At 54.8% G+C, this 13,715-nt stretch carries 11 protein-coding genes; 7 read left to right on the top strand and 4 right to left on the bottom strand.

The annotated features are described in order from the left end of the window. The first annotated feature begins 37 nt into the window (after positions 1-37). The gene (locus tag ABD851_RS07335) at positions 38-1,981 is read left to right on the top strand and encodes a heparinase II/III domain-containing protein (RefSeq protein WP_344977743.1); all 1,944 of its coding nucleotides are present in this window, start codon (positions 38-40) and stop codon (positions 1,979-1,981) included. Between the two features lie 56 nt (positions 1,982-2,037). Next, on the top strand, positions 2,038-3,915 hold the full coding sequence (locus tag ABD851_RS07330) for a heparinase II/III domain-containing protein (RefSeq protein ID WP_344977741.1): 1,878 nt from the start codon (positions 2,038-2,040) through the stop codon (positions 3,913-3,915). 50 nt (positions 3,916-3,965) lie between these two features. On the opposite strand, the gene ABD851_RS07325 is transcribed toward ABD851_RS07330, so the two are convergent. Continuing rightward, complete coding sequence (locus tag ABD851_RS07325) at positions 3,966-4,583, bottom strand: outer membrane beta-barrel protein (RefSeq protein ID WP_344977739.1); 618 nt, start codon at positions 4,581-4,583, stop codon at positions 3,966-3,968. 175 nt (positions 4,584-4,758) lie between these two features. Then, entirely contained in the window at positions 4,759-5,421 is a 663-nt protein-coding gene (locus ABD851_RS07320) for a DUF4136 domain-containing protein (RefSeq protein WP_344977737.1), read from the bottom strand. A 368-nt stretch (positions 5,422-5,789) separates the two neighbouring features. Here ABD851_RS07320 and ABD851_RS07315 point away from each other — a divergent pair, with 368 nt between their 5' ends. Both ABD851_RS07315 and ABD851_RS07310 read left to right on the top strand, forming a co-directional pair. Further along, positions 5,790-7,316, top strand: a complete 1,527-nt coding sequence (locus ABD851_RS07315; RefSeq protein WP_344977735.1) for a carbon-nitrogen hydrolase family protein — start codon at positions 5,790-5,792, stop codon at positions 7,314-7,316. 100 nt (positions 7,317-7,416) lie between these two features. Then, positions 7,417-7,848, top strand: coding sequence for a hypothetical protein (locus ABD851_RS07310; protein ID WP_344977733.1), 432 nt, complete (start codon positions 7,417-7,419; stop codon positions 7,846-7,848). An 80-nt stretch (positions 7,849-7,928) separates the two neighbouring features. Here the strand turns inward: ABD851_RS07310 and ABD851_RS07305 are convergent, their stop codons facing one another. Continuing rightward, on the bottom strand, positions 7,929-9,161 hold the full coding sequence (locus ABD851_RS07305; RefSeq protein WP_344977731.1) for a nucleoside recognition domain-containing protein: 1,233 nt from the start codon (positions 9,159-9,161) through the stop codon (positions 7,929-7,931). A gap of 107 nt (positions 9,162-9,268) precedes the next feature. Further along, positions 9,269-10,282, bottom strand: a complete 1,014-nt coding sequence (locus ABD851_RS07300; RefSeq protein ID WP_344977730.1) for an FAD:protein FMN transferase — start codon at positions 10,280-10,282, stop codon at positions 9,269-9,271. A gap of 69 nt (positions 10,283-10,351) precedes the next feature. On the opposite strand from ABD851_RS07300, the gene ABD851_RS07295 reads away from it, so the two are divergent. The 3 genes from ABD851_RS07295 to ABD851_RS07285 all read left to right on the top strand — a co-directional run bounded on the left by ABD851_RS07295 (position 10,352) and on the right by ABD851_RS07285 (position 13,683). Next, positions 10,352-11,287 carry a hydroxypyruvate isomerase family protein gene (locus tag ABD851_RS07295; RefSeq protein WP_344977729.1) on the top strand — a complete coding sequence of 312 codons (936 nt, stop codon included), beginning with the start codon at positions 10,352-10,354 and terminating at the stop codon, positions 11,285-11,287. A 64-nt stretch (positions 11,288-11,351) separates the two neighbouring features. After that, complete coding sequence (locus tag ABD851_RS07290) at positions 11,352-12,323, top strand: formylglycine-generating enzyme family protein (protein WP_344977728.1); 972 nt, start codon at positions 11,352-11,354, stop codon at positions 12,321-12,323. A gap of 28 nt (positions 12,324-12,351) precedes the next feature. Further along, complete coding sequence (locus ABD851_RS07285) at positions 12,352-13,683, top strand: Gfo/Idh/MocA family protein (protein WP_344977726.1); 1,332 nt, start codon at positions 12,352-12,354, stop codon at positions 13,681-13,683. Positions 13,684-13,715: the final 32 nt, after the last annotated feature.

The raw sequence follows: 13,715 nt of genomic DNA, 5'->3' as shown, positions 1-13,715 counted from the left end.
GCGGCGGCCGGTTCTCCATATGCTCTAAACAGCTATCATGATCAGACGACTCCTACTCCTCTTGCTGCTTTTTAGCGGCGGCTATGGGCATGGCCAGGACCTGCTCAGCGGAAAATATACCCAAGATGCCCTGCAACATATTCTTATACCGCAGGCGAAATGGGAGCCGTTTCCGCGGAGGGAAGACCGGTCCGGCTGGAGCCGAGCCGATACAGGAAGGATGAGGTCTTATGTAAAGGAAGCGGAGTCGTACCTGAATTATGAATGGCCTTCCATTCCTGCAACCACGTCCCTGCTGATTGTCCGTACCGGCGACCGGAGCCGTTATGAAGCGATCAGCTTCAAGAAGCGACAGGTGCTGGGCACCTTGCTGCTGGCAGAAATTTACGAGAACAAGGGACGCTTTATCGATCCTATTGTCAACGGCATATGGTCTATCTGCGAAGAATCTTTCTGGGGAGCCTCGGCGCATATTCCCAAGACAAAAGAAAATGCGGGGCTGATAGATGTATCCGATCCTTTTGTGGAATTATTTTCCGCCGAAACGGCCACTTATCTCGCCTGGGCCGACTACTTCCTGGGGGATAAGCTCGATGCGGTGTCTCCGCAGATACGGAAACGCATATACTACGAGGTCAATAACCGGATATTCCGGCCGCTGATGACCAAATATCATGGCTGGATGGGCAAGAACGGTAGTGGCCGGAGGCCCAACAACTGGAATCCCTGGATATGCTCCAACTGGCTGAACGCGGCGTTGTTGCTGGAAAGAGATGATGAAAAACGCGCAGCCATGATAGCCAAGGCGCTGCATGTGCTGGACCAGTTCCTGAATCCTTATCCTGCGGACGGAGGATGCGATGAAGGACCTTCTTACTGGAGCGCTGCGGGCGCTTCCCTCTACGACTGCATAGCCATGCTCAACCTGGCGAGTCATGGCGCCTTCCGTTATGTTTTTCACGATCCTAAGGTGGTCAACATAGGAAAATACATCTACCGCGCCCAGATCAGCGATACCTATTTTCTCAATTTTGCCGATGCTCCCCCGCAGCCCGGAATGGATGGGGAGCTGATCTACCGCTTCGGAAAAGATATAGCCGATCCCGACATGGTGAAGTTCGGCGCTTATTACCGCAGGTCCTCGGACGGGAAACTGGGCCGCTTTCATTTTTTCCGTAATTTTTATTCCCTCTTTATGCAGGATGAATACAGTAAGGCGGAAAAAGCTCTTCCCCTGCCGGAGGATGTGTGGCTTCCCGATCTGCAGGTGATGGCAGCGCGGGACAAGGCCGGCAGCACCGCCGGTTTTTACCTGGCCGCCAAGGGGGGCAACAATGATGAAAGTCATAACCATAACGATATCGGCAACTTTGTGGTGTATTATAACGGGCAGCCGCTGATCATTGATGTGGGCAGCGGTACCTATACGAGCAGAACCTTTAGCGACAAACGGTATGATATATGGTACAACCGGTCCGATTACCACAATACGCCTACGATAAACGGCCAGCCACAGCCTGCCGGTAGCGCGTTTAAGGCGGAGCAGGTCAGCTATAAGGCTACAAAATCATCCGCTGCCTTTTCTCTTGATATGGCCAGCGCCTATCCGTCCGGCGCGGATATCAACAGCTGGCGGCGAACGATACAGCTGAACCGGGGGAAAGCGGTAACGGTAACCGACGACATTGATCTGAAAAATGCCCGTTCCTATACAGAGCATATGATGACGGTTTACCCGGCGGAAGTAGCGGCACCCGGCAGACTCCTTATTCATTACCGGCCGGAGCAGGGAAAGGCCCGGGATTTTCTGGTAAAATATGATGCAAGGCAATGGAATGCCACGGTGGAAAAAGTCAAGCTCGGCACCATGGAAGATCAGGGTATCCTTAAGAACTGGGGCGACCGTATCTACCGGATCAGCTTTGAAGCCGCCCATCCCCAAAAGAGAGGAAAGGGCATCTTTGTCATTACACCGCAGTAAAATCAGATATTCCGGAATAACCGGCACCGGTTCTTCATCCGCTTTAATTATTTTTTATGGCCAAACATTTGTTTTTGCTCTTGACTGTCTTTTTGCTGTCCGGATATCTGGGGATGGCCCAGATCCCCGCCACCGGCGATTCCCTGCTGAAGGGCCTCCGCAGCGGGCACCCCCGCCTGCTGGCTACGCAGGAAGATTTCAGTCGCGTAGCTGCTGAGCGGAATACCGATCCGTATGTAAAAAGCGCCTTTCAGCAGCTGTATCGAGAGGGAGAAGAAATACTGAACGCGGCGCCGAGCCGGTATGTGATCCCCGACGGGCTGCGTCTGCTCGCCACCAGCCGCAGGGTGGCGGACCGTGTGTCCACGCTGGGCTTCCTGTACCGGGTTACCGGTGAAAAGCGGTTTGCCAAACGTGCCTGGGAAGAGCTTGAAGCCGCTTCCCGGTTTCCCGACTGGAACCCCAAACATTTTTTGGATGTGGGTGAGATGACCTTTGCCTTTGCGCTGGGATACGACTGGCTTTTTGATTATTGTAATGCTGAACAGCAACAGGTGATCAGATCGGCCATTATGGATAAGGGACTTTCCCGGGCGTTGCTGGCGTATGAGGGGCTGGCCACGCACGACAAAAGCTGGTGGACCGACGTGCCGCATAACTGGAACCAGGTGTGTAACGGCGGCATCGGTACCGGAGCCCTGGCCATCGCAGACGAGGAGCCCGCGCTCGCCGCCTTTATCCTCAAAAATGTGCTGCAGCGCCTGCCGCTGGCCATGAAGCATTTTGCGCCGGATGGCGCCTGGAACGAAGGGCCCGGCTATTGGAGCTATGCCACCCGCTACAACGTATTTATCATTTCTTCCCTGGAAAGCAGGCTGGGACACGATTTCGGGCTGTCGGAGATGGAAGGCTTTTCAAAAACCGGGCTTTTTCCCCTGTATCTGAATAGCCCTGTTAACAAATCTTTCAACTACGCAGATGGCGGCGACGGTCCTATTGCTGCGGCACAGCTTTTCTGGTTTGCAAAAAGATTCCGGCTTCCGGAGGTGGCGAGATATCTCTACCGCTTTAAGCCGGCCGATCCCTTTGCTTTGCTTTGGTATGATGCGGATCTGATAAAGTCTTCCGGGAAGCTGGCGCCGGACAGCTATTTTCGCATGGCAGAAGTCGTTACCATGCGCAGCCGCTGGGATGATTCCCTGGCTACTTATGTGGCTTTTAAAGCCGGAGACAACAAGGCCAACCACAGTCACCTGGACCTGGGCAGCTTTGTGCTGGATGCGTTGGGGGAAAGGTGGATAATGGATCTCGGAGCGGATAATTACAACATACCGGCTTATTTCAGTTCCGGCAGGAAGGGAAAACGTTGGGTATATTACCGTACCCGCGCCGAAGGACATAATACATTGGTTGTGCAGCCCGGTGCGGAGCCGGACCAGGACCCGGAGGCGGAAGCGAAGGTAACGCAGTTCAGCAGCCGGCCCGAGGCAGCCTACGGCATAACGGACCTTACGGCAGCTTATGCCGGCCGGGCCAGCTCCGTAAAGCGAGGTATTGCATTGGCCGATCATCGCCGGGCGGTCGTGGTGGAGGATGAGCTTGCTTTCACCCGGCCGGAAGAAGTATACTGGTTTGCTCATACCCGGGCGGAGATTACGCTCAGCGCCGATAAGCGAACGGCTGTGCTGAGCCGGCAGGGTAAAAAATATGCGGCCACCCTTGTTTATCCCGCGGGCGCGGTGTTCGGCATCATGCCGGCGGTCCCGCTGCCATCGTCTCCCCATCCTGCGGAAAACAATCCCAACAGGGGGCTGCGGAAACTGAGCATACATTTATCCGGTGTAAAGCAGACGCGCATTGTAGTGATATTCCACCCTGCAGACCTCCATGTTTCCACCGGGTTCAGCCGCCCGCTGGAAGACTGGAAAAGATAAGCGCAAGCGCAGGATATTCCTGTCCTGAGTTTGATGAGATCCAATGCCCGTTACCGGATGTTGAGCGTTAGCCCCACGTTGCCTTCCACGTTGCTGATGTTTTTTATCTCGTTATATGAGTAGGGGGTGAAGTTGTATTTCACCCCGACGTTCAGCCCCAGCGGAGAGTATTGTCCAAAGGGGATACGGACGCCGGCCATAGGACTTACGCTGAAGGCCACCTTGTTATGGCTGTCCGAAAATTCACCCCAGTACTTGTCGTAATTGACATCGGCAATACCGACGCCCAGCCCTGCATAAGGATGTATGCCCGGCTCCACGCCTCCGAAGGTGTAGATGCCGGCAGCCTGTACCGGGATCAGCTGGAGGGTATGTGTTTGCACCGCGGAGACGTCGGATGACCCGGAATGATAGACCTGCCGCGGGATTCTTTCATAATAATCATTGAACCCGCCCTGCAGGCCTACGGATATCTCGGGTGTGACGCTGTACATCAGGGATACGTTCCAGCCGTTAAAGCTGGTTTTGTTGGCATAGTCCTTCAGCGTACCGAGCGGTTGTGAAATGGAATAGTTCAGGTTGGCGTTCAGACGGGACATCTGCGCCTGCGTCTGTTGGAATCCCAGCACCAGCAAAAGGGCCAGGCTTCCTTTCAATATGTTTTTCATCCGTTAATATTTGTTTTTTAGTGGTCGGATGGAACCTCGCATATTAACATAACCCTGTGTAAGAACTATTATTATGCTCGGTTTCATCCCTAAATATTTTTGCTTTTACAATGAACCCTGCTCTTCAGCATCTCTTCCGCAGCGGACGGCAGAGGATATCCTGCAGACGGGCGGTTTACGGTGCGGCGCTGCCGCTCGCTTCCAGGTAAGGAGACTGGTCAAAGACCGCTTTTACCTCGCTTTCATAGTTATCGCTGTTCAGCACGTCCTCACCGCGGAGTACTGCGTTCCATACCGCGTCCAGTTCCTTATCGCTTCCCTTTTGAGCGTCTTTCAGATCGATCATGTCGATCGTCATCAGGTCTTCCTGCGACTGCAGCAGGGAGAAGGCGGGCGGGAAATAATAGGAATACCCCCCGTAGCCCCAGTAAAACGGGTCCCAGTAACCGGGAAAGCTCCACCAGGGATAAGGATTGGGTACTACGTTCAGGTATTCGTTGGAGATGAGCGTTACGTTGATGCCCAGGTCCGGTTCCTGATCCTTTTTTACATAGGTATAACCCCGTTGCTCCAGCTGGGTGCGGATTTGCTTCAGCAGGTGGGCATCCGCATCCGACAGCTCGCGCTGCGGCTCGTCCCCGTTCGAGATCACGGCCACCGAATCCACGATGCTGAAGGTTTTGAAATCACTGAAGTCGGCCGTACTGTCGTAGTTGGTCGTATACACCCTGGATTCCTCCCGGGTCATGTCCTTAAGGGGGTCTTTCCGGCAGCTATTAAGGGCCAGCAGCAACACCGGCAATGCGCCCAGCAATAACCCGGATATCGGCTTTTTCATCGTTAAATTATTTTTTATCATTCATGTATAAACGCGTTCCCGGCACGCAGCGACAGGCGGCCGCTTTATCATCCGCCGCGAGGGGTATTGCCCTGCCGGCGGGAACGTTTTTTAAACGGTTATTTGACGGTTATTGTTGCCCGGGTTTATTTTCCGGGCATCAAAATTTTGTTAAAAAAGCCCTTACTTTTGTTGCAGGAGGGGAGCGCTTGTCCGCCCGCCTGCAGCGCTCGCAGGAGAGCAGAAAACCCGGCCGGCGCAGGCCGGTTGTATGGAGTGTTCTCCCGTTAGACAACCGGAAGATATAAAACGCTGCATGCCCGGAAAACGGGCGGCGGCCCATGATCCCGAAACCGAAAACAGACCGTATGGCACCCGAAACCACTGTGGAAGTGCGCAACCTCACCGTAGAAGATTACCTGGATCTGAAATCCTCGATGATATCGGCGTACGCCTATACCGGGATGGGAGACGCCTACTGGCGGGAGGACGCTATCCGGCGCCTGATCCGCATTTTCCCCGAGGGGCAGATCGGGGTTACCGTCAACCAGAAAGTGGTGGGCTGTGCGCTGACGCTGATCGTCGATTACGGACGCTTTGGCGATAACCATACCTATGAACAGATCACGGGCCGTTATTCCTTCAATACCCACAATGCCAAAGGAGATGTGCTGTACGGCATAGAAGTATTTGTGCACCCCGAATACCGCGGCATGCGGCTGGCCCGCCGGCTCTACGACGCCCGGAAAGCGCTTTGTGAAAAGCTGAACCTCCGCGCCATCGTGGCGGGAGGGCGTCTGCCCGGTTACGCTGCATATGCCGGAGAGCTCAGTCCCCGCGAATACATCAGCAAAGTACGGCACCGGGAGATATACGATCCTACCCTGACCTTTCAGCTGGCCAATGATTTTCATGTAAAAAAAATATTGAAAAATTACCTGCCGGAAGATACACAGTCAAAAGGCCTGGCTACCCTCATCCAGTGGGACAATATCTATTATGAGCCGCAGAACGATCTTTTCCGGCAGCTGAAATCCACCGTAAGGCTGGGGCTGGTACAATGGCAGATGCGGCCGCACAACCTGCACAGCCTGCTGCAGCATATCGAGTATTTTATCGATACCGTAAGCGATTACGAATCGGACTTTGTGGTATTCCCGGAGCTGTTCAACGCCCCGCTGATGGCCGAGTTCAACGACCTGCACGAGCACGAGGCCATCCGGGGGCTGGCCAAATACACTGATGCGCTGCTGGAAAAAATGGTGGAATTTGCAGTATCCTATAATGTAAACATCATTGCCGGCAGCCTGCCCATAATCCGGAACGACCAGCTGTACAACATGGCCTATGTCTGCCGCCGCGACGGCACCTATGACGGTTGTGAAAAAATCCATCCCACCCCGGCAGAGGTGACGTTCTGGGGCATGCGCGGGGGCGACCAGATCAAGGTGTTTGACACCGACTGCGGACGCATCGGCATCCTGATCTGTTACGATGTTGAATTTCCCGAGCTCTCCCGGATCATGGCGCTGGAAGGCATGGACATCCTGTTTGTGCCCTTCATGACCGATACGCAGAACGGATATAACCGGGTGCGTTTCTGCGCCCAGGCCCGGGCCATCGAAAACGAATGCTACGTGGCCATTGCCGGCAATGTGGGCAACCTGCCCCGTGTGAACAACATGGACCTCCAGTTCAGCCAGTCGGCCGTCTTTACCCCCTCGGATTTTGCCTTTCCGGTAAATGGTATCAAGGCGGAGGCCACGCCCAATACGGAAACCATCGTTATTGCAGATGTGGATCTGATCCTGCTGAAAGAGCTGCGGCAGTTCGGCAGCGTCAATAACCTGAAGGACCGCCGGAAGGACCTCTATGAGCTGAAGTGGAAAAGCTGAACCCGCTGCGTCTTCTTTTGTACATTAACCAATAGCGGCTACCTTTGTGCCCATGCGTCGAAAAAAGCCATATCGCTGCCCGGCTGCTGTTTTAACCGGCATGCTGCTGTCTGTACTGCTGTTTGCCTGCAAAAAGGAAAACGATTTTGTGGATGAAGACGCCATCGGCAGCGGGGTGCATTATTATCCCGATATCCTTACGCAGCATTTTTATGATACGACCAGCCGGTACAATATCTCGGATGCCAACTTCCCACAGGGGGGTAAGGTCACCTTTGAAGTGGACTTCAGGGCCCGTGAAGGCGTTACCCTGATCAACCTGTATGCAACTACTCCCGATAAAGTGACCCGCCAGGTAGAGAGCATTCCCTATAGCTCCGATTTTTATTCTTCCGTGAAGCAGGCCGATACCCTGTTTTTCTCCTATGCGATCCCCGATACGGTCGCCGGCAACCGCATCGACCTTCGGGTAGAAGTGGTTACCGCCGCCGGACTCAGCACCTCACAAACCGATTACGTGAAGGTCCAGTAACGGGCCGTATGCCATCAGCGGCTTCCCGGGCAGAGACCGGGTTGACGGAGGATGTTTGGGCCGGAAGGTCTCCGGTGGCTTTAATGGAAAAATATATAGGCGATGATAATGGCGGCAATGACGCCGGCCAGCTCCGAAAGCAGGGCGCAGGGGAGGGCATGTCGTGTTCTTTTTATGCCTACCGATCCGAAATAAACCGCCAGCACATAAAATGTCGTTTCCGTAGATCCCTGGATAACCGTGGATACACGGCCGGGAAAGGAGTCTGCCCCCAGCGTGTGCATGATCTCCACCATCAGTCCCCGCGCCCCGCTGCCGCTGAGCGGCTTCATCAGGGCTACCGGTAACGCGGGTACGAAGTCGGTATTCATACCCAGGCTGCTGAAGAGGCTTCCGATGCCATGCACGAGATAGTCCATGCATCCCGAAGTGCGGAATACGCCTACAGCCACCAGGATGGCGACCAGGTACGGGATGATCTTGACGGCAATGCCAAAGCCTTCCTTCGCGCCGTCGATAAAAGCCTCATAGACATTCTCCCGCCGGATAAAGGCCAGCAGGAAAAAGGAGATGATCGTTCCGAAGAGGATCACATTGCCGACGACGGAGGAGATAGTGCCGATCTCTGCGGGGGAAAGACGGGAGAAAAAGTAAAGTGCGGCGCCGATGAGAAGGGTGACGCTGCCGATATAGGCCAGCACCACCTTGTTGAACAGGTTGATCCGCTGATAGATGGACACCATGATGAGCGCGGTGATGGTGGAGAAAAAGGTGGCGAGCAGGATCGGCAGGAAAACGTCGGAGGGGTTGGCCGCCCCTTCCTGCGCGCGGTAAGCCATGATGCTGACCGGCAGCAGCTGCAGGCTGGAGGCGTTCAGCGCGATAAACATGATCTGCGCATTGGAGGCCTGGTCCTTGCCGCCGTTCAGCTCCTGGAGCTCTTTCATGGCTTTCAGGCCCAGGGGTGTGGCGGCATTGTCCAGCCCCAGCATATTGGCGGAGAAGTTCATGAGGATGGAACCGTATACGGGATGATTCCGGGGGATATCGGGGAACAGCTTGTTGAACAGGGGGCCGATAAGCCGTGCAAAGACCCGGATCACCCCGCCGCGTTCGCCTACCTTCATGATGCCCAGCCAGAGGGTCATGATGCCGATGAGGCCCAGCGAGATCTCTGCGGCGGTTTTGGCATCTTTAAAAGTGCCGTTGATGATATCCTGGAAGATATGCGTATCCCCCAGAAAAACCAGCCTGTACAAAGCCACCAGGAAGGCAATGATAAAAAAGGAAATAAAAACGATATTCAGCGCCATGCATGTGGTTTGGTGATCAAATATACGGGAGATGATTTGATAATTTGATGATGTGCTGATTTGATGATTGTTCCATTGTCAAATCATCAAATCTCCAAATCATCAAATCAATTCTTGTAAAATCCCGCCGAGCTTTTCTGAAACAGCTTTCCTTTACGCAGTTCCGTGACCAGCATTTCGGCCCCGGGGATACGGTTTACCAGCCGGAAAGCTTTCCTCAACGGAAGAATGCTGCCTGCCTTGGCCAGCCAGTCTGCCGTGGCCCCCTCCGGTGCTATCACGGTAACATTCCGCTGGAAAGTAACCCCCATACCCGTACGCGGGTCTATGATATGGGAATAACGTTTTCCCTTATACGTCAGATACTGGTAAACATCTCCCGAGGTGGCCACGGCGCAGTTGTGCAGCTGCAGCATCTTCGGCAGCAGCGCATCGCGCTGCTCAGGCATATTTATGGCGATCAGCCATCCCTTGTCCCCGCCGGGGGCGTCGCCCAGGGCCATATCGCCTCCCGCGTCCGTCATGGCTGCGGGATAACCGGCTTTGCGGATATAATCCAGCGCCGCCTGAGCGGCGTAGCCTTTGCCGATGCCGCCCAGGTCCAGCTGCATGCCCTTTTTCTCGAGCCATACCGCGGAACGGGCGGTGTCCAGATGAATATAGCGGTAGCCGGTGGATCTTAACGCCGCTTTTATCGCGGCCCTGTCCGGGAAAACCTGATCTTTCCGCGCTTTTCGCCAGCGCTTTACCACCGGGCCTACCGTGATGTCGAAGCTGCCTCCGCTCAGGCGGGAAGCCTGCAGCGAACGCCTCAGGATGTCGAGCATGGGGGCGGATACGGGTACGTACTGTCCTGTTCCACTGCCGGCGCTCAGCCGGCTGAGCTCGCTGTTATTGATATAATCGCTGAAGAGCAGGTTCAGCGTATCCACCTGTTTGAAGGCGTTGTCTGCCACCTGCGCGATCGCCGCCGAATCGCGCCCGTAGATAATGATCCGGAAAGGAGAGCCCATCTTGGGCTGTGTGAATATGTATTTTTTCTGCGCCTTTAGCGGTAAGGTCCCAGGACCGGCCTGCGCAATGACGAAAAAAAACAGGAAAAGGTTATAAAATCTGAACATTTCACCCTAAATTCATCCGTTAATATAATCATACCCGGTTTCGATCTTGCAAACAAAGTATTTAAAAAAATGGAAAGAAGAAAATTCCTGAGAAACGGTGCCCTTGCAGGCGCGGCTGCCATGGCTTTCGGCGGAAAGACGGCGGGAGCCGGCACCCTGGTAACGGGAACCGGCATACGAAAAGATGCTGAAGGCACCTTCCACCTGAAATATGCGCCGCATGACGGTATGTTCAAGAATAGCAGTGGCGGGGACTTTATCGACCAGATCAAATACATGTATGATCAGGGCTTCCGGGCCATCGAGGATAACGGGCTGATGGGGCGGGACAAGGGGCTCCAGGAAAAGATCGGCAGCACCCTGAGCAAGCTGGGTATGGATATGGGCGTATTTGTGGTGGACAAGGGAGGCAACGGGGCCAATACACTGGCCGCCGGCAAGCAGGAGTTTGTGGACATCTTCCTGAAAGGATGCCGGGGTGCCGTTGAAACGGCCAAACGCGTGAACGCCAAATGGACTACGGTGGTACCGGGCGACTTTTTCCGTCACCTCCCTATGGATATACAAACAAGCCATGTTATCGACGCCCTGCGCCGCGGCAGCGAAATACTGGAGCCGCACGGTCTGGTGATGGTGCTGGAGCCCCTCAGCGATACCCCCGACCTTTTCCTGAGAACCTCCGCCCAGACCCATATGATCTGCCGCGCGGTGAACAGCCCCTCCTGCAAGATATTATTTGATATGTACCATATGCAGCGCAATGAAGGCGACCTCATCCACAACATGGATCTGTGCTGGGATGAAATCGCCTATATCCAGATCGGCGATAACCCGGGACGGAAGGAGCCCGGAACGGGAGAGATGAACTACCGCAATATCTTCAAGCATATTTATGAAAAAGGATACAAGGGGGTAATGGGCATGGAGCATGGCATCTCCCTTCCCGGAAAGGAAGGCGAACAAGCCCTTATAAAGGCCTACCGGAATGCGGATGATTTCCTGTAACCCTTGCCTGTTTTCTTCAGCGGGAGATACCTGTCTTTTGCTGTTAACCCTGTAACCCGAAAAAATGAACCGTTCTGCAGCCTGCTGTCTTTTATCAGCACTCTTTATTCTTCTTTCTTTCCGTATCCGTGCGCAGGAAAAGGGGGCGCCTGCCTTTAAACCTTATGCGCAGACCATTCCCAATACGGAAGTATCTTTCCGCATGATCCCTGTGCCTGCCGGCAGCTTTCTCATGGGCAGCCCGGAGGGCGAGTCCGGGCGAAATGCCGACGAAGGTCCGCAGACCCGGGTAAAGGTCTCAGCCTTCTGGATCGGGGAGCATGAGGTTACTTATGATGAATATATCCATTTCCAGGATGAAACGAGGGATACGGAGCCCAAACCGGACGGTATTACCCGGCCCAGCCCGCCGTATGTGGACTTCACGCTGGGTATGGGCAAGGCCGGCGGCTATCCTGCCAACAGCATGACCCAGTACGCCGCGCTGATGTATTGCCAGTGGCTGTACAAAAAAACCGGCGTATTCTACCGTTTGCCTACCGAAGCGGAGTGGGAATATGCCTGCCGCGCGGGCAGCACAGGGGCTTATTTCTTTGGCGGCGATTCTTCCGCCTTATCCACCTATGCCTGGTACGGCGCCAACAGCGATAACAAGTATCACGCGGTAAAGCAGCTGAAGCCCAATGCCTGGGGACTGTACGACATGCTGGGGAATATGGCGGAGTGGACGCTGGACCAGTACCAGGAAAAATATTTTGAAAAGATAAAAGCGCATCCGGACGATCCCTGGATGCAGCCGGACAGCAAGCATCCCCGCACCCTGAAAGGCGGCCATTTCCGCGACGGGGCCGCGGCCCTGCGCAGCGCTGCACGGCTGCGTTCCAGCCTGAAGTGGAATGCCCGCGACCCGCAGATCCCCAAAAGCAAATGGTGGATAGCTGATGCCCCCTTTGTGGGTTTTCGGGTGGTGCGGCCGCTGAAACAGCCTTCTCCCGAGGAGGTGGAAAAATTCTTCAGCCAGGTGCTGATGCAGTAATATTTCTCTACACTAATATACTACGACCATGAAGCAAAAACCTTTCCGGCAAAGCGCCCAGAGCAGGCGCGATTTTGTAAAAAATACCGCCCTGCTGACCGGCGGCGTGATGGCAGCTCCGCTACTGTCCCGCGCCAATTATTTTTCGGGAGCGGATGATGTCATTAACATAGCCCTCATCGGCTGCGGCGGCCGCGGCACCGGCGCCGCAACGCAGGCCCTCAGCACCAAGCAGAACGTGCGTCTTGTAGCAATGGCCGATGCCTTCCGGGACCGGCTGGACAGCAGCTATAATAATCTTATTGAAGCCCTGGATGAAAACAAGGGCCGTGTGCAGGTAAAGGAAGATCATAAGTTTATAGGCTTTGATGCTTACAAGCAGGCCATTGCCGCCGCGGATGTGGTGATCCTGACCACACCGCCCGGCTTCCGTCCGATCCACTTCGAGGAAGCGGTAAAGCAGGGTAAGCATGTTTTTATGGAAAAGCCGGTAGCTACCGATCCCAACGGCGTACAGCGTGTGCTGGCCGCCGCGCAGACCGCCAAGGCCAAAAAGCTGAATGTGGTCACCGGTCTGCAGCGCCGCTATCAGACCTCTTACCGGGAGCTGATCAAAAGGGTCCACGACGGCATGATCGGCGACCTCGTGTCGGCCCAGGCCTGGTGGGATAACGACGGAGTATGGGTGCACCCCCGGCAGCCGGGCTGGACCGAGATGGAATACCAGATGCGCAACTGGTATTACTTTGTGTGGCTTTGCGGCGATCATATCACCGAGCAGCATATCCACAACCTCGACGTGATCAACTGGGCGATGGATGGCTTTCCCGTACAGGCCCAGGGCATGGGGGGCAGGGAAGTGCGGAAGGGAAAAGATTACGGACAGATATTCGACCACCACTATGTGGAATTTCATTACGGCAACGGCGCCATCCTCAACAGCCAGTGCCGGCACATCAAAGGCGCCATGAGCAAGGTGGACGAATTGCTGGTCGGCACAAAGGGAAAGGTATACTGCGATGCGGCAAAGATCACCGACCTCAAGGGCAATACCCTCTACCAGTTCGATAAGAGCAAGGATAACCAGCCTTACCAGAACGAGCACGACGAGCTGTTTGCCGCTATAGCCAAAGGAGAATTCAAGTATCAGGATGCGGAGCGTACGGCAAAGAGCACGATGACCTCTATCCTGGGCCGTATGGCAACCTATTCGGGCCAGGTGGTAGACTGGGACAAGGCCATTAACTGCGGGATGAACCTGCTGCCGAAGACCTTTTCCTTTGATGCCCAGCCGTCCGTATTGCCGGATGCCGAGGGCAACTACCCCGTTGCCGTGCCCGGCGTAACGAAGTTTTGCTGATAAGGTCATACAGATAAAAACCCCGTCCGGTC

The organism is Compostibacter hankyongensis, from assembly GCF_039541075.1.
GTDB classification, from domain to species: Bacteria; Bacteroidota; Bacteroidia; order Chitinophagales; family Chitinophagaceae; genus Compostibacter; species Compostibacter hankyongensis.
Note: the sequence above shows the minus strand (reverse complement) of the source record. Positions and strands in the feature narration are given on the sequence as shown.